This is a genomic window from Tabrizicola sp. BL-A-41-H6 (assembly GCF_050632395.1).
In the GTDB taxonomy this organism is placed as follows: Bacteria; Pseudomonadota; Alphaproteobacteria; order Rhodobacterales; family Rhodobacteraceae; genus JAUYQR01.
Genome location: NZ_CP192600.1, coordinates 2,808,404 through 2,823,894, shown reverse-complemented (window position 1 = coordinate 2,823,894; position 15,491 = coordinate 2,808,404). Strand labels below are relative to the sequence as shown.

Here is a 15,491-nt window from a genome sequence, read left to right as displayed (position 1 = left end):
GCAGGTTCATGAGGAAACCTCATAATGCTCCCCCGCCGTTACCTGCCCTCCATCGCCTCGCTGATGGCGCTGGAGTCTGTCGCCCGCCTCGGCACCGCCTCCGCCGCAGCGGAAGAACTGGCCCTGACCCAAGGCGCCATCAGCCGCGCGCTGAAGGCGCTGGAAGACCAGCTTGGCGTCACGCTCCTCAACCGCGACCGGCAGCGCCTGCGCCTCACTCCGGCGGCCGAGGATTATGTGGTCGAAGTCCGCCGCGCCCTTGAAACGCTGGCCTCCGCCTCGCTCACCCTGCGCGCCAACCCCACCGGCGGCAGCCTGAACCTTGCCATCCTGCCCGCCTTCGGCATGCACTGGCTCGCCCCGCGTCTCGCCTCCTTCGCCCGAGCGCATCCCGAGGTCACGGTGAACCTCTCCACCCGCCTGCGCCCCTTCGAATTCGAAGGCTCGGGCTTTGACGCGGCCATCCACTATGGCCGGCAGGATTGGCCCGGCGTCGATTACCTGAAACTCATGGACGAAGACATCCTCGCCGTCGCCGCCCCATCTCTCACCGGCCCCCTTGCGCGCCCCGACGACATCCTCGCCCACCCGCTCCTCCAGATGCAAAGTCGCCCCGGCGACTGGGGCCGCTGGCTTGCGCACCACGGGCTGCCCGGCCAGCGCCCGCCCGGCATGATGTTCGACCAGTTCGCCACCCTGACCCAAGGCGCGGTGCACGGCCTCGGCCTTGCCCTGATCCCCACCTTCCTGATCCAGCGCGAACTTGCCGAAGGCCGCCTCATCCCGATCTTCGGCCCGTCGATCCCGGCTTTGGGCAGCTACCACCTCGTCTGGCCGCAGAACCGCCCGCCCCGCGGCCCGCTCACCTCGTTCCGCACATGGGCCTGCGCCGAAGCCAAAGATGCCGCCTTGACCGCACCCGGCACCGCAGCCAAGCATGCATCACCAGACCGGAGCACGCCGTGACCGCGAACCCCACGTCCATCGACGCCGTCGAAACCCTGCTTGCCGGGCAGAACTACGTCGCCTCGCGCGCCCTTGCGACAGTGGTGTTCCTTTCCCTCAAACTCGGCCGGCCGCTGTTTCTCGAAGGCGAGGCCGGCGTCGGCAAGACCGAGATCGCCAAGGCCATCGCCACCGGTCTTGGCCGCCGCCTGATCCGCTTGCAATGCTACGAAGGCCTCGATGCGTCTTCCGCCGTGGCCGAATGGAACTTCGCCGCCCAGATGATCGCGATCCGCACCGCCGAGGCGACCGGGGCAGGCGACCGCGACGCGCTGAGGACCGAACTTTTCACCGAAGACTATCTGATCGAACGCCCGCTTCTGGCCGCCATGCGCCCGCAACCCGGCGGCGCCCCGGTCCTTCTGATCGACGAGTTGGACCGCACCGACGAACCCTTCGAAGCCTTCCTGCTGGAGGCTCTCTCCGATTTTCAGGTCACCATCCCGGAACTCGGCACCATCCGTGCCCCCGAACCGCCGATCGTGATCCTCACCTCCAACCGCACGCGCGAGGTGCACGACGCGCTGAAACGCCGCTGTCTCTACCACTGGGTCGATTTCCCCGATTTCGCCCGCGAGCTTGCGATCCTCCACGCCCGCGCCCCCGAGGCGAGCGAAAGCCTCAGCCGCGAGGTGGTGGCGTTCGTGCAAGCCCTGCGCCGCGAAGACCTGTTCAAGCGCCCCGGCGTGGCCGAAACCATCGACTGGGCGAAATGCCTCCTCGCCCTCGACGTCGTGCAGCTTTCGCCCGAAGTCATCTCCGACACGCTGGGCGCCATCCTGAAATATCAAGATGACATCCAGAAACTGCAAGGCTCCGAGGCCGCCCGCCTGCTCGACACCGTGCGCCGCGACGTGCTGCCTGCCTGATTTCATCTGTCTCGAAATATCCTCGGGGGTCCGGGGGCAGACAGCCCCCGGCGCCAGCGCCCAAGCCGAAGGCCCGCCATGCATCTGCGAATCTTCACCCCGCACCCCGGCATTCTCGCCTTCTACGATGGCCGCATCCCCGGCTATCGTTTCGATCCGCGGGACAATTGGGTGGATGACGGCGCATTGTCGCTGGGAATAGCCAGTTACGCGCTTGTCCATGACGATCAGGCCATCGTCTACGATACCGGCACCACCCTTGCGCACGGGCGGGCGATCCGCGCGCATCTCGAAACTCTCGGCGTCCGCACCTTCGGCGTCATCCTCAGCCACTGGCACCGCGACCATATCGCCGGCACCGAAGCCTTTGCGGATGCCCACATCATCGCTTCCACCCGCACCGCAGCGCACCTTACCGCGAACCGGGCCGATCTGGAATCCGAAACGCGCTGGCCGCCGATCCGCCCCCTGATCCTGCCCACCACCACCTATGACGACCGCCTGACCCTCACCCTCGGCCCGACCCGGATCGACCTCATCCACGTAAACATCCATTCCGACGACGCGACCGTCCTCTGGCTCCCGGGCAGCCGCATCCTCCTTGCCGGCGACACGGTCGAGGATACCGTGACCTACGTCGCGGAACCCGACCACCTCGCAGCCCACCTTGCCGATCTCGCCCGCCTCAAGGCGCTTCAGCCCCGCCACATCCTGCCCTGCCACGGCGACCCTGACGTGATCGCATCGGGCGGCTACGGCCCCGGCCTGATCGACGCCACCATCCGCTACGTCACCCACCTCACAAGCCCCTCCGACACGCCGCTGCACGACCTGATCGCCGCCGACCTTGCTGCCCGCAACCTCACCTGGTTTGCGCCCTACGAGGGCATCCACCGCCTGAACCTTGCCCGGGTCCGCGCGCATGGCCACTGACTACGCGCCCCTCGATCTGCCCGAAGACGGCAAGCTTGCCCACAACATCACCCATTTCGCCCGGGCGCTGCGCAAGGCTGGCCTGCCCATCGGCCCCGGCCGCGTCGTCGACACGATCCGCGCGGTCGAAGCCGCTGGCTTCACCGACCGCACCGATTTCTACCACGTGCTGCAAGCCTGCCTCGTCAGCCGCCCCGAGGAACGCCGCGTGTTCCGCGAGGTGTTCCGCCTGTTCTGGCGCGATCCGCGCTATCTTGAACACATGATGTCGATGCTTTTGCCGCAGATCCGCGGCGTGCAGGAAGACCGCCCCGCCGCCCCCGCCGAACGCCGCGCCGCCGAGGCGCTGCTGGACGGCACCACTCCGCCCCCCGCGCCACAGACCGACGCGCCAGCGGACGACGAAATCGAAATCGACGCCACCGCCACCATGTCGGCCGAAGAACGGCTCCGCACCCTCGATTTCGAGCTGATGTCCGTGGCCGAGATGGCCGATGCCAAGCGCATGCTCGCCCGCCTGTCGCTGCCGGTGAAACCGCTTGTCACCCGCCGCAGCCGTGCGGCCTTGTCCGGCCCCGCGATCGACCTGCGCCAGACCCTCCGCCTGTCGCTCCGCCATGGCGGCGAGATCACGCGGCTTGCGCGCAAGGCCCCGGTCACCCGATGGCCGAACCTTGTCGTGCTGTGCGACATCTCGGGCTCGATGTCGGATTATTCCCGCATGGTCCTTCACTTTGTCCACGCCGTCGCCAACCGCAAAGGCCAGGGCTGGGCGCGCGTCCACGCCTTCACCTTTGGCACCCGGCTGACCAACATCACCCGCCACCTCAAGACCCGCGATGTCGATGCCGCCCTCAACGCCGCCGGGGCCGAGGCGCAGGATTGGTCTGGCGGCACCCGCATCGGGGCCAGCCTGCATGCCTTCAACCGCGATTGGTCGCGCCGCGTGCTGGGGCAGGGGGCGGTTATCCTGCTTATCACCGACGGGCTTGACCGCGATCCGACCGGCGCGCTGGCCGCCGAGATGCAGCGCCTGCACCTGTCCTGCCGCCGCCTGATCTGGCTCAATCCGCTGTTGCGCTGGACCGGCTTTGCCCCAAAGGCCAGCGGCATCCGCGCCATGTTGCCCCATGTCGACAGCTTTCGTGCCAGCCATTCCGTCGCCTCGCTCGAAGAGCTTGGCCGTGCGATATCCGATCCCGGCGACACCGGCGAAAAGGCGCGCCTCATGGCGCTGATCGGGGCTGCCTGACTGGCCAATCCCGCACGCTGGATGCTAAGCGAGCTGTAACCCTGCGCTATCGCCTTTCGCCGCCGTGATATCGCTTATCATCGCGAAGGGGCGCTTTCGTCGGGGCCGAGAAAGGCCTGCCGCGGAACCGATGCGAATCATTGGGCGTTGTGCATGGTCTGGCAGAAGAGGATTTGTCATGAGAAGACTATTGATTTCCACAACGGCGCTGTCCGTGGCCATGTCGCCCATGGCAACGCTTCCGGGTTTTGCCCAGACGCTTGCCGAAGACGGATCGGTTCTGGGGCCGGATGGTTCGGTGCTCTGCATCCCGACCGCCGACCTGCCGTGCGATATTGACGCAATCACCGCTGCTCTTGTCGAGGCCGAGGCTGCCAAGGCTGCCACTGCCGAAGCAGAAGCCGCCGCCGCCGAAGCCGCCGCTGCCGCAGCGGCCGCAACCGAAGCCGCAGCCGTAGAGGCCCAGCAGGCCGAAGCCGCCGCCGCCGCCGCCGCCGAGGCAGAGGCGCAGTCCAAGGCCGCCGCCGAGGCAGCAGCAGCCGCCGAAGCCGATGCCAACGCCCAGGCCGAAGCCGAAGCAGCCGCCGCCGCCGCCGCTGAAGCCCAGGCCGCCGCCGATGCCGCTGCCGCCGAGGCCGATGCCCAGGCTAAGGTCCAGGCCGAAGCCGAAGCCGCCGCCACGGCAGCCGAGGAAGAAGCCGCCGCTGCCGCCGCTGCGCAAGTCGAAGCCGAAGCTGCCGCTGGCGCGGCCGAACAGGCCCCGGCTGAAGAACCCGCAGCAGAGCAGCCTGCAGTGGAAGAGCAACCCGCGGCCGAAGCACCTGTGGTTGAAGAGCCTGCCGTCGAAGAACCGGCAGCCGAAGAGCCTGTGCTCGAAGAGCCCGCCGTCGAAGAACCGACGGCCGAACAGCCTGCGGTCGAAGAGCCTGCGGTTGAAGAGCCTGCCGCCGAGCAACCTGTGGCGGAAGAACCGGCAGTGGAAGAACCCGCCGCAGAAGCGCCTGTGGCCGAAGAGCCCGCAACCGAACAACCGGCAGCCGAAGAGCCTGTCGTTGAAGCACCCGCAGCCGAAGCACCAGTCGCCGAAGAGCCTGCGGCCGAAGAGCCTGCGGTCGAAGAACCGGCTGTGGAAGAACCGGCTGTGGAAGCACCCGCGACCGAAGCTGAAGCTGGTGTCGAAGCAGCACCGGCTGATCCCGAAGCCGCCGCTGCCGCAGACGCCGCCGCTTTGTCGGAAGCCGAAGCAGAGCTTGCGGTTACCGAAGATGGCCAGGTCGTTGATCCCGCCGCAGGTTTGGCCACCGCTCCGGAAGACCCTGCGGTTGCCGAGGCCGAACCGGTTGACGCACCCGAGGTGACCGAAACGCAGGTCGAGACATTGACCAACCTCCTGTCTGCAGATCCGACGACAGTCAATCCGGCAACCCTTGGCGCTGCCGAGACCTTGGCCGAACAGCCGGCTCCGGTTGAAGGCAAATCGCTTCTGGAAACCGAAGCGCCTGCCGATGCCATCAGCGCCGTCACCGAAGTACTGACCAACGAAAACGTCCGCACCTCGGGCGAAGAATTTGCAGCGGCGCCGGTCGCCGTGTCGGAAGGCAAGAAGAACAAGCTGTCCGATCTTGAAAAGGCGGGGCTTGTGGTGCTTGGCGCACTGACAGTCGGGGCGCTGATCCGTGCGGCCCAGCCGCCGGCTGATGGCGGTCAGGTCGTGAACGAAGGCCCGGTCGATGGGGTTGGCGGCGGGCGTGTCGTCTCCAACACCGGGGACCGCGTGATCGTGCTGCAACCTGACGGCACCTACCGCGTGCTGAAGGATGACGATTCGATCATCCGCCAGCCGGGGTCGACCGTGCGCACTGAAACCTACGCAGACGGATCTACCCGCACGATCGTGGAACGCGCCGACGGCACGCAGGTTGTAACGATCCGAAATGCAACCGGCCGCGTCCTGCGCCGCGCGCAATACGACAGCCAAGGCCGCGAGATGGTGCTGATCGACGATCTTGCCGCCGAAGAAGTCGTTTATGTCGAGGATCTGCCGAAGCCGCGCAAGCGCATCGTGATCTCGTCCAAGGACGACGACGCTGCCTTGAAACTGGAGCTTGCCGCCGTCGAAGCCGACCGCGCCGGGCGCAAGTTCTCACTCCGCCAGATCCGCGACATTCCCGAGGTTCGGGCGCTTGCGGCCACGATCGACGTCGAAAGCATCACTTTTGCCAGCGGGTCGTCTGCAATCGCGGCCGAAGAGGCGCGCAATCTGGCTGACCTTGGCCGGGTGATGCAGGACTTGCTGGATGAAAACCCGGCCGAGATCTTCCTTGTGGAAGGCCACACCGACGCTACCGGCAAGGCCGCGATGAACCTCGCGCTGTCTGACCGTCGTGCAGAATCGGTGGCGCGGGCGCTGACGGAATACTTCGACATTCCGCCGGAAAACATGGTGATCCAGGGCTACGGCGAAACCGAACTTCTGGTTGATACCCAAGCCAATGAGCCGCGCAACCGCCGGGTCGAGGTGCGGGTCATCAGCCCGCTCATGCGCACCGCGAGCCGCTAAACCGGCACAGGCTTCATCCAAAATACGGGGCGTGGGAGCAATCCCGCGCCCCGTCCCATTTGTGCGGAATCTTCTGGCAAGGGCAGGGGCGGCAAGCCTATCCTCACCGCCAACGAAAGGCCCCCGCAATGACCAACCGCGCCGTCCATGACAGCATTCCCGAAATCGCCCTTGGCTGGCACCGCGACGGCAGGGGGGCGGCACTTGCGACAGTCGTCGAAACCTGGGGATCGGCCCCGCGTCAAGCGGGCAGCCAACTGGTGGTATCGGGCGACGGCGAGATGATGGGCTCGGTCTCGGGCGGCTGCGTCGAGGGCGCGGTGGTGACCGAGGCGATCGAGGCGTTGGCCGACCGCCGCCCGCGCATCCTGACCTTTGGCGTCAGCGACGAGACCGCCTTCGCCGTCGGCCTTGCGTGTGGCGGCACGATCCGTGTGCTGGTGGAACCCGTGGGCGAGGGCGATCAGGCGCTTCCCGCGCCGCTGCTGGCCGACCTTGTTACCGCCCGTGCCCAGCCACGCGCCGTGGCGCTGGTGACCGACACCAACAGCTGGGCGCGCAACCTGATCCCTGCCGGGGGGGATGCCGCCGTCGACGCCCGCCTGAAATCCGACCGTTCCGGAATGGAGGAGGACGGTCGCTTCATCGCCGTGCATAACCCGCCCTTGCGCCTGATCGTGGTCGGGGCCGTACATATCGCCCAGCCCCTCGTTTCCATTGCCCACACCTGCGGCTACGCGACCACCCTGATCGACCCGCGCGCGGCCTTCGGCTCGGACGCGCGATTCCCCGGCGAGACGATCCTCGACGATTGGCCCGATGACGCGCTGGACACGCTCGCCCCCGACGCCCGCACGGCCATCGTCACCCTGACCCACGACCCAAAGCTTGACGATCCCGCCCTGCGTTTCGCCCTGCGCGCCCCGGTGTTCTACATCGGCGCGCTTGGGTCGAAGAAAACCCACGCCAAGCGCGTAGACCGGCTGATCGCCGCCGGCTTTTCCGAAGCCGAGATTGGCCGCATCGCCGCACCCGTGGGCCTTGCCATCGGGGCAAAGACCCCTGCGGAAATCGCGGTCAGCATCATGGCCCAGATCACCGCCGCGCTGAGGCTCTGATGCGCTTCGGTCAGGTGCCTCTGGATCAGGCAGAGGGTGCGATCCTTGCCCATTCGGTGCCGCTAGCGGATGGGCGGTTGCGCAAGGGGATGGTGCTTGGCAGCGCCGATATCGCCCGCCTTGCCGCCGCCGGTCTGGCCGAAGTGACGGTCGCACGTCTTGATCCCGACGACGTACCCGAGGATGAAGCCGCCGCACGGCTTGCGGCGGCGCTGGTGCCCGATCCGGCGGGTCAGGGGCTTGCGGTGTCGGCCGCCTTCACCGGCCGCGTCAACCTCAACGCCACGGGGCCGGGGCTGGCAGATGTCGACGCCGCTGCAATCCACGCCCTCAACCGCATCCACCCCGCCATCACCCTGGCGACGCTGGCCCCGCTGACCCGCGTGACGGCTGGGGTGCTGACCGGCACCGTGAAGATCATTGCATATGCCGTGCCCGCCGCCGCCCTGACCCAGGCGTGCAATGTAGCGCGGTCAGCCATCCGCGTCCTGCCGGTCCGTCGCCGCACCGCCAGCCTGATCCTGACCGAAGTGCCGGGCATGGACGCCAAGCTTGCCGCCAAAGGCGCAAAGGCGGTCGAGGCGCGTCTTTCAGCCTTAGGCATGGCGCTGGTCCAGACGGTCACGGTTGCGCACCAGACCGCCGCCGTCGCCAATGCGCTCCGCGCCGCGACGGGCGAGATGCTGCTTATCCTCACCGGCTCGGCCACCTCCGATCTTTTCGACACCGCGCCAGAAGGTTTGCGCCGGGCGGGTGGCACCGTCACCCGCTTCGGCATGCCGGTCGATCCCGGGAACCTTCTGTTCGTGGGCCAGCTTGGCGACCGCCCGGTGATCGGCCTTCCCGGCTGCGCCCGCAGCCCGGCCTTGAACGGTGCCGACTGGGTGCTGGAACGGCTGGCCTGTGGCCTGACGGTCGGGGACGAAGAGATTGCCGCGATGGGGGTGGGCGGCCTTTTGAAGGAAATCCCGACCCGGCCACAAGCGCGCGAGCCAAAAGACAAAAGCCGGGCGTAGGCCCGGCTTTCAGATTGTCCTGCAGGTCAGACCGTCACTTCGGTCCGATCATCATCACCATCTGGCGGCCTTCCAGCCGCGGGAAGGATTCGATCTTGCCGATCGCGGCCACGTCTTCCTCGACGCGGCGCAACAATTCCAGCCCCAGGTCCTGGTGCGCCATCTCGCGGCCGCGGAAGCGCAGGGTGACCTTCACCTTGTCGCCTTCTTCCAGGAACTTCACCACCGACCGCATCTTCACGTCATAGTCATGCGTGTCGGTGCCCGGACGGAATTTGATTTCCTTGATCTCGATGATCTTCTGCTTCTTGCGCGCCTCGGCCTCGCGCTTCTGCGTCTCATACTTGAACTTGCCGAAGTCCATGATCTTGCAAACCGGCGGTTCAGCATTGGGCGATATTTCGACGAGGTCCAGCCCCGCCTCTTCGGCAAGGGCCATGGCCCGGGCCGGGGTAACAACGCCTACGTTTTCACCATCCGCGCCGATCAGGCGGATCTCCGGCGACCGGATGCGGTCATTGATCCGGGGTCCGGTTTCGCGCTGGGGCGGGGCATTGTGCGGTCTGCGGGCTATGGCAAGCGTCCTTCGGTTGTTGTCTGTTGCGGCGGCAATCTAGACCCCTGACCGCGCCACTTCAACCGCCAACCGCCGCGGAATGAGGCTGATTCCGCGACAAACCGGGGTTTTTCAGCCGATTTAACGCAGCGGTCTTTTCAACCGGAAGCCAAACTGCCATATGACCGCGCATCCGGACCCTCCGGTTATGGGAGTATATCACATGAACAGAAACGTCATCATTGGCGCCATCATCATCCTGCTGGCCGCTGGCGGGTATTATCAATTCAGCTACAAGCCCGCGCAGGAAGCTGCCGCACAGGCTGAAGCCGAGGCCAAAGCCGCTGCCGACGCTGCTGCTGCCGAAGCTGCTGCCGCTGAAGCCGCCGCTGCCGAAGCCGCTGCTGCCGAGGCCGCCGCCGCCGAGGCTGCTGCCGCAGAAGCTGCCGCTGCTGCGACCGAAGCCGCCACTGCCGCGACCGACGCTGTCGAAGGTGCTGCAACTGCTGTGACCGACGCCGCTGCGGCGCTTGACCCGGCCAACTTCAACGCTGACAGCGTTGTCGCGCTGATCGACGGCTCGTCCCTGGACGACGCGACCAAGACCACCCTCAAGACCGCCGTCGAAGCTGCCCGCGCGAACCCCGCGCTGGTTGCCGACACCGTGGCTCAGGTCAAGACCGCACTGGGCATGTAAGCCGCCCCTTCGGGCAAGACAAAAGGCCGCGAGAACAATCTCTCGCGGCCTTTTTCATTTTCCGACGGCCAGACAGTTCGGCCGCGTCAGATGCCGTCGCCGACGAAGGCCTTTTCCACAACGTATTCCAGAGGCTCGGAATTTGCCCCCTCGCGCAGCCCGAACCCTTCCAGCACCGCCTTGACATCATGGTTGAAGGCAAGGCTGCCACAGACCATCGCGCGATCTTCGTCCGGGTCCATCGGCGCAAGGCCAAGGTCGGCGAAGACCTTGCCGCTGGTCAGGTTGTCGGTGATCCGACCCATGTGGTGAAACGGCTCGCGCGTGGTGGTCGGGTAGTACTTCAGCTTGTCGCCGACCATGTCGCCGATCAGCGGGTCGTCCTTCAGGCTCTCGACCAGCTGCCGGCCATACTCAAGCTCTGACACCTCGCGGCACGTGTGCATCATGATGACCTGATCGTATTTCTCATAGGTCTCCGGCTCGCGCATCAGGCTGGCGAAGGGCGCAAGTCCGGTGCCGGTGGCCAGAAACCACAGCCGGCTTCCCGGCAACAACGCGTCATGCACCAGCGTGCCGACGGGTTTGGGCCGCAGGATGATCTCGTCGCCAACCTTGATATGCTGCAAACGGCTTGTCAGCGGCCCATCCGGCACCTTGATCGAATAGAACTCCAACTCCTCGTCCCATGCCGGCGAGGCAATGGAATAGGCGCGCAGCAAGGGTTTGCCGTTGTCGCCCAGAAGCCCGATCATCACGAACTCGCCCGACCGAAAGCGCAACGATTTTGGCCGCGTCACGCGGAACGAAAACAGCCGGTCGGTCCAATGGGTCACGGCCGTCACCGTCTGGGCGTCAGGCAGGTGTGGTTTCGCGGCGGCTTCGGTGGCGGGCGTGGTCACTGGGGAAAGCTCCGTCATGGGGACGACCCTCTCTTAAGACAAAAGCCGCGCGGGGGGAAAGCCCGGCGCGCGGCGCATGGGTGAAATGCAGGCGTCGCTCAGGCGCGCAGCCGGGACTGGTAGTCATGCTGGCGCCAGTCGGCGCGGAACTTCCACTGGTCCTCGGGTTGGCGGGCTGCCAGCTCGTCGGGGATTTCCACCGCGTCAAAGCCGACGCGCCGCGCCATCGCATACTGGTCCGCGATCACTGGCCCCGTCGCGCGCAACTCGCCCCGGTAGCCCAGCATCCGCAGCCGCCGCGCGACCGTGAAGGCGCGCCCGTCATTGAACGCCGGAAACGACACCCGGATCAGCGTCAGGTTGGCCAGATATGGTGCCACCGCCTCGGGATCATCGGTATGGGCAAGGTCCAGCACGCCCTGATGCGCGGCCACATCGGCCAGGGTGACAGCCGTCACCTCCTCGGGTGCGAGACGAAAGCCAGCGTCGGTCACGATCACGCTCATGCGGCGCTCTCCTTCGGGGTTCTCACGGCCTTGCCGTCGATAAAATGGATGCCGCATTCGGTTTTCGCCTGCCCGCGCCAGCGCCCGGCACGCGGGTCTTCCCCCGGCTTCACCGCGCTGGTGCAAGGCGCACAGCCGATCGAAGGATAGCCCTTGGCGACCAGCGGGTGCCGGGGCAGGCGGTTTTCCACCATGTATTCCTCAAGGTCCTCGCGGCCCCAGTGTGCCAAGGGGTTCACCTTGATGCGGAAATCGCCTTCGTTTTCAAAGAAGTCGATCGTGCCACGGTCGGAATTCTGAAACCGCTTGCGGCCGGTGATCCAACCATCGAAGGTCGACAGCGCGCGTTCCAGCGGCTCCACCTTGCGCACGTTGCAGCAGGCATCGGTCGAAAACTGGTGCAGCGTGCCGTCGGGGTCTTCAAACCCCACGCGTGCCGGGTTGGCGCGGATCGTGCGGATGTCGCACAGCGCCAGCCGTTCGGCGAGGTCGCGCTGATAATCCAGCGTCTCTTGAAACAGCATCCGGGTATCGACGAAAAGCACCGGTGTTTCGGGTGCGATCACGCTGACCAGATGCAGCAGCACCACCGATTCCGCCCCGAACGAAGACACCAGCGCCACGCGCCCCAGATCATCGTCCTTCAGCGCATGTTCCAGCACCGCCGTGGCCGAGTGGTGCTTGTAGCGCGCGTTCAGCGCCGCCACCCGCTCCGCCACCGGGCCGGAGTGCAGATCACGCGGCATCTTTTTCGCCTTCCGAGCCGTAGAGCGCCGCTTTGAACGGACCCAGCCCGACCCGGCGATAGGCTTGCAGGAAGGTTTCCGACGCCTCCAACCGCAGGCCCAGATAGGCGCGCAGGATACGTTCGATCGCGGGGACGATCTCGTCATAAGCAAAGCCGGGCCCGGTCTTTTCCCCGATCACCGCGGTTTCCGTGCCGTCGCCGCCCAGCGTGATCTGATAATTCTCCACGCCCGCGCGGTCCAAGCCCAGAATGCCGATATGGCCCACGTGGTGATGCCCGCAAGCATTGATGCAGCCCGAGATCTTGATCTTCAGCGGCCCGATCTCGTGTTCCAGCTTGAGCTCTTCGAAATGCGTCGCCAACTCTTGCGCCACGGGGATGGAGCGCGCGGTGGCAAGGCTGCAATAATCCATGCCGGGGCAGGCGATGATGTCGGACAGAAGCCCGACATTCGCCGTGCCAAGCCCCGCCTGCGCCAAGGCGGCGTGAACGGTGGGCAGGTCGGATTTGTGGACATGCGGCAGGATCACGTTCTGCTCGTGGCTGATGCGCAGGTCGTTGTGGCCATACTTTTCCGCTAGATCGGCCATCAACCGCATCTGGTCGGACGTCGCGTCGCCCGGCGTCGCGCCATGCGCCTTCAGACTGATCGTCACGATCGCATATTGCGCGTTGCGGTGTTCCGACAGGTTTGTATCGGCCCAGGCGCGGAACACCGGGTCGGCCTTGTAGAAGGCATCGAAGCCATCAACTGGCGCATTGCGGAAGGCGGGCGGTGCAAACGCCGCGCGGATATCGTCCAGAAGCGCCTGATCGGCGCCCCCGAAGGCAGGGCGCAGTTCGGCGAACCGTTCCTCGACCATGCGGGTGATCTCCTCGGCGCCGGTCTCGTGCACCGTGATCTTGATGCGCGCCTTGTACTTGTTGTCGCGCCGGCCAAGCGTGTTGTAGACGCTCAGCACAGCCTCGACATAGGGCAAAAGGTCGGCTTCCGGCAGGAACTCGCGCACCGTGATGCCGATCATCGGCGTGCGGCCCAGACCGCCGCCCACCATCACCTCGAACCCCGGCTCGCCTGCCGCATTGCGCACCATCCGCAGGCCGATGTCATGCGCCCGCGTCACCGCGCGGTCATTCGGGCTTCCGGTGATGGCGATCTTGAACTTGCGCGGCAGGAACTGGAATTCCGGGTGGTCGGTCGACCACTGGCGGAGGAGTTCCGCATAGGGGCGGGGGTCGTCGATCTCGTCTGCCGCGGCGCCTGCGAAATGATCCGCCGTGACGTTGCGCACGCAGTTTCCACTGGTCTGGATTGCGTGCATCTCGACATCGGCCAAGGCCTGCAGGATCGCCGGAACGTCGGGCAGCTTCGGCCAGTTGAACTGGATATTCTGGCGCGTGGTAAAGTGGCCATAGCCCTTGTCCCAAGTGTCGGCGATCATCGCCAACTGGCGCATCTGGCGCGGGGAAACCGTGCCGTAGGGAATGGCGATCCGCAGCATGTAGGCATGCAGTTGCAGATAAAGCCCGTTCATCAGGCGCAAGGGGCGGAATTCATCTTCCGTCAGGCTGCCGTCAAGCCGACGCTCCACCTGATCGGTGAACTGGGCCACGCGCGCGCGGACGAAGGCCTCGTCGAAATCGGAATACGAATACATGCGCTTACCCTGCCAGATCGGCTTGCTTGCCGTGGTTATAGTTCGACGGGCCGCGCGTGCGAAACGCCTCGCGGAAATGCGTTGGCTCCGGGCCCTTCGCGCCCGGCTTGGCATCGGCCAGATAGGCGCCGACCACGACCAGCTTCTGCGCCGCCGCATGCAGCAGGCGCATCTGCGCATGGGCCTCGTCGTCGATCAACTCGGCCTCGTGGTGCAAGGGCGACCAGCGATCATCGGTGGTCAGGTAGACCACATCGCCTTCGCGCAGACGGTTGGCGGTCACGACCTTCGGGGTAAAACGGCGGCTCATGCGAAGGCCTCTTTCAACTGGGGCAGGGTGGCTACGGCAAGGCGCGGTGCCAGACCATAAAGAATGATTGCAGGGCCAGTCGCACCCGCGACAGCCTGCGTCAAGGTGGCAAGCGTGGTGCCGGTCACACGCTCGTCGTCGCGTGACACATTCTCCACCACGGTCACTGCAGTATCCGGCGGCGCACCGTGCATCATCAGCCTACCTTGGATGAACCGGGCCGAGGCTTTGCCCATGTAGATCGCCGCGACTTCACCGGCGCGTGCCAGACCGCGCCAGTCCTGTTCGGCAAAGCCCGCCATGTCATGCCCGGTCAGGATACGCAGGCTTGCATTGCGCCCCCGACGCGTCAGGCTTTGCCCAATGCGCGCCGCAGCCACGCTGGCCGCCGTCAGGCCGGGAACGATCTGAAACCCGATCCCCGCCGCCTCCAGCGCCTCGATTTCCTCGTCCAGCCGCCCGAAAATCCCGCAATCGCCGCCCTTCAGGCGCACCACGCGGGCACCCTTCCGCGCGTGGCTCACGATCAGGTCGCAGATCGTGGCCTGCGGGGTAGACGGCCCAAAGCCCTCCTTGCCCACATCAACCCGCTGCACATGCGGCGGGATCAACGCCAGCACCTCTGCCCCGACCAGCCGGTCAAGGATCACCACCTCGGCCTCGGTCAGCGCCTTGAGCGCACCCAGCGTCAGAAGCTCCGCCGCGCCGGGGCCAGCGCCAACGAACAGGACCGGAAAGGATGCAAAGGCGTCAGGCATGGCAAATTCCCGTTTTCAGTCCCTCAATATAGAAGATTTTCCCAGCTTTGCGGTAGTGGCCCTTGCAGATAAGGACGTTCGTTCCGATACTCAGCGCGTTTGGAACAGCGTTCCGTCAGGTGAAGGATCAGGTGAATGGCGGCCCAACTCGACGATCTGGATCGGAAAATCCTGTCCGAACTGCAAGCCGATGCCGAGCAGTCGCTGGACGAAATCGCGCGCAAGGTCGGCTCGTCGAAGACCCCGGTCTGGAACCGGATCAGGCGGATGAAGGAACAGGGCGTCATTACCCGCACCACGGCCATCCTCGATGCCGAGGCGCTTGGTCTGGAGGCGTGTTTCTTCGTCCTGATCCGCACCTCGGAACACGAGGCGGAATGGCAGCGCAAGTTCCTGAAGGCGCTCCGCGAACGCCCCGAAGTGCTGGAGGCGCACCGGTTGGCCGGCGACATCGACTATATCCTGAAGGTCCGCGTCAAGAACGCCCGCGCCTACGACACCTTCTATCAGGCGCTGATCTCCGAGGTCCGCATCTACAACGTGACCGCCCTTCTCAGCATGGAAGAGATCAAGTCGACGACGGTGCTGCCGCTGTAGGCTGGC

General features: G+C 65.9%; 16 protein-coding genes. 9 read left to right on the top strand and 7 right to left on the bottom strand.

Translation table 11 applies throughout. From position 1 onward, the window contains the following. The first annotated feature begins 24 nt into the window (after positions 1–24). The 7 genes from ACROUL_RS13805 to ACROUL_RS13775 all read left to right on the top strand — a co-directional run bounded on the left by ACROUL_RS13805 (position 25) and on the right by ACROUL_RS13775 (position 8,753). A complete protein-coding gene (locus ACROUL_RS13805; protein WP_431300041.1) occupies positions 25–966 on the top strand; it encodes a LysR substrate-binding domain-containing protein in 942 nt (313 codons plus the stop codon). Further along, positions 963–1,874 (top strand): AAA family ATPase, encoded by a 912-nt coding sequence (locus tag ACROUL_RS13800; protein ID WP_431300040.1) that lies wholly within the window; start codon positions 963–965, stop codon positions 1,872–1,874. The genes ACROUL_RS13805 and ACROUL_RS13800 overlap by 4 nt, the downstream gene beginning before the upstream one ends. Before the next feature lie 78 nt (positions 1,875–1,952). Beyond that, positions 1,953–2,807 (top strand): MBL fold metallo-hydrolase, encoded by an 855-nt coding sequence (locus tag ACROUL_RS13795; protein WP_431300039.1) that lies wholly within the window; start codon positions 1,953–1,955, stop codon positions 2,805–2,807. Further along, positions 2,797–4,059, top strand: a complete 1,263-nt coding sequence (locus ACROUL_RS13790; RefSeq protein ID WP_431300038.1) for a vWA domain-containing protein — start codon at positions 2,797–2,799, stop codon at positions 4,057–4,059. Before ACROUL_RS13795 ends, ACROUL_RS13790 begins: the two co-directional genes overlap by 11 nt. 178 nt (positions 4,060–4,237) lie before the next feature. Continuing rightward, complete coding sequence (locus ACROUL_RS13785; protein WP_431300037.1) at positions 4,238–6,619, top strand: OmpA family protein; 2,382 nt, start codon at positions 4,238–4,240, stop codon at positions 6,617–6,619. A gap of 128 nt (positions 6,620–6,747) precedes the next feature. Beyond that, positions 6,748–7,737: an XdhC family protein gene (locus ACROUL_RS13780; RefSeq protein ID WP_431300036.1), complete on the top strand. Its 990-nt coding sequence runs from the start codon at positions 6,748–6,750 to the stop codon at positions 7,735–7,737. Further along, positions 7,737–8,753 carry a molybdopterin-binding protein gene (locus ACROUL_RS13775; RefSeq protein ID WP_431300035.1) on the top strand — a complete coding sequence of 339 codons (1,017 nt, stop codon included), beginning with the start codon at positions 7,737–7,739 and terminating at the stop codon, positions 8,751–8,753. The genes ACROUL_RS13780 and ACROUL_RS13775 overlap by 1 nt, the downstream gene beginning before the upstream one ends. A gap of 34 nt (positions 8,754–8,787) precedes the next feature. Here the strand turns inward: ACROUL_RS13775 and infC are convergent, their stop codons facing one another. Continuing rightward, on the bottom strand, positions 8,788–9,276 hold the full coding sequence (infC, locus tag ACROUL_RS13770; protein ID WP_431301312.1) for a translation initiation factor IF-3: 489 nt from the start codon (positions 9,274–9,276) through the stop codon (positions 8,788–8,790). 256 nt (positions 9,277–9,532) lie between these two features. Here infC and ACROUL_RS13765 point away from each other — a divergent pair, with 256 nt between their 5' ends. After that, a complete protein-coding gene (locus ACROUL_RS13765; protein ID WP_431300034.1) occupies positions 9,533–10,006 on the top strand; it encodes a hypothetical protein in 474 nt (157 codons plus the stop codon). An 86-nt stretch (positions 10,007–10,092) separates the two neighbouring features. On the opposite strand, the gene ACROUL_RS13760 is transcribed toward ACROUL_RS13765, so the two are convergent. The 6 genes from ACROUL_RS13760 to cobA form a co-directional block, all read right to left on the bottom strand. Then, on the bottom strand, positions 10,093–10,926 hold the full coding sequence (locus ACROUL_RS13760) for a ferredoxin--NADP reductase (RefSeq protein ID WP_431300033.1): 834 nt from the start codon (positions 10,924–10,926) through the stop codon (positions 10,093–10,095). Between the two features lie 80 nt (positions 10,927–11,006). Next, positions 11,007–11,414, bottom strand: coding sequence for a DUF934 domain-containing protein (locus ACROUL_RS13755; protein ID WP_431300032.1), 408 nt, complete (start codon positions 11,412–11,414; stop codon positions 11,007–11,009). After that, complete coding sequence (locus tag ACROUL_RS13750) at positions 11,411–12,160, bottom strand: phosphoadenylyl-sulfate reductase (RefSeq protein WP_431300031.1); 750 nt, start codon at positions 12,158–12,160, stop codon at positions 11,411–11,413. The genes ACROUL_RS13755 and ACROUL_RS13750 overlap by 4 nt, the downstream gene beginning before the upstream one ends. Further along, positions 12,150–13,820 (bottom strand): nitrite/sulfite reductase, encoded by a 1,671-nt coding sequence (locus ACROUL_RS13745; protein ID WP_431300030.1) that lies wholly within the window; start codon positions 13,818–13,820, stop codon positions 12,150–12,152. Before ACROUL_RS13745 ends, ACROUL_RS13750 begins: the two co-directional genes overlap by 11 nt. 4 nt (positions 13,821–13,824) lie before the next feature. Then, positions 13,825–14,130, bottom strand: a complete 306-nt coding sequence (locus tag ACROUL_RS13740) for a DUF2849 domain-containing protein (RefSeq protein ID WP_431300029.1) — start codon at positions 14,128–14,130, stop codon at positions 13,825–13,827. Further along, positions 14,127–14,888, bottom strand: a complete 762-nt coding sequence (gene cobA / locus ACROUL_RS13735; RefSeq protein ID WP_431300028.1) for a uroporphyrinogen-III C-methyltransferase — start codon at positions 14,886–14,888, stop codon at positions 14,127–14,129. The genes ACROUL_RS13740 and cobA overlap by 4 nt, the downstream gene beginning before the upstream one ends. Before the next feature lie 135 nt (positions 14,889–15,023). Between cobA and ACROUL_RS13730 the strand changes: the two genes are divergently transcribed. Continuing rightward, positions 15,024–15,485, top strand: coding sequence for an Lrp/AsnC family transcriptional regulator (locus tag ACROUL_RS13730; protein ID WP_431300027.1), 462 nt, complete (start codon positions 15,024–15,026; stop codon positions 15,483–15,485). The last annotated feature ends 6 nt before the right edge of the window (positions 15,486–15,491 follow it).

Coding starts and splice junctions, on each gene's coding strand:
- ACROUL_RS13805 (WP_431300041.1), top strand. CDS start 25: ATGCTCCCCCGCCGTTACCTGCCCTCCATCGCCTCGCTGATGGCGCTG.
- ACROUL_RS13795 (WP_431300039.1), top strand. CDS start 1,953: ATGCATCTGCGAATCTTCACCCCGCACCCCGGCATTCTCGCCTTCTAC.
- ACROUL_RS13790 (WP_431300038.1), top strand. CDS start 2,797: ATGGCCACTGACTACGCGCCCCTCGATCTGCCCGAAGACGGCAAGCTT.
- ACROUL_RS13785 (WP_431300037.1), top strand. CDS start 4,238: ATGAGAAGACTATTGATTTCCACAACGGCGCTGTCCGTGGCCATGTCG.
- ACROUL_RS13780 (WP_431300036.1), top strand. CDS start 6,748: ATGACCAACCGCGCCGTCCATGACAGCATTCCCGAAATCGCCCTTGGC.
- ACROUL_RS13775 (WP_431300035.1), top strand. CDS start 7,737: ATGCGCTTCGGTCAGGTGCCTCTGGATCAGGCAGAGGGTGCGATCCTT.
- ACROUL_RS13765 (WP_431300034.1), top strand. CDS start 9,533: ATGAACAGAAACGTCATCATTGGCGCCATCATCATCCTGCTGGCCGCT.
- ACROUL_RS13760 (WP_431300033.1), bottom strand. CDS start 10,926: ATGACGGAGCTTTCCCCAGTGACCACGCCCGCCACCGAAGCCGCCGCG.
- ACROUL_RS13755 (WP_431300032.1), bottom strand. CDS start 11,414: ATGAGCGTGATCGTGACCGACGCTGGCTTTCGTCTCGCACCCGAGGAG.
- ACROUL_RS13750 (WP_431300031.1), bottom strand. CDS start 12,160: ATGCCGCGTGATCTGCACTCCGGCCCGGTGGCGGAGCGGGTGGCGGCG.
- ACROUL_RS13745 (WP_431300030.1), bottom strand. CDS start 13,820: ATGTATTCGTATTCCGATTTCGACGAGGCCTTCGTCCGCGCGCGCGTG.
- ACROUL_RS13740 (WP_431300029.1), bottom strand. CDS start 14,130: ATGAGCCGCCGTTTTACCCCGAAGGTCGTGACCGCCAACCGTCTGCGC.
- cobA (WP_431300028.1), bottom strand. CDS start 14,888: ATGCCTGACGCCTTTGCATCCTTTCCGGTCCTGTTCGTTGGCGCTGGC.
- ACROUL_RS13730 (WP_431300027.1), top strand. CDS start 15,024: ATGGCGGCCCAACTCGACGATCTGGATCGGAAAATCCTGTCCGAACTG.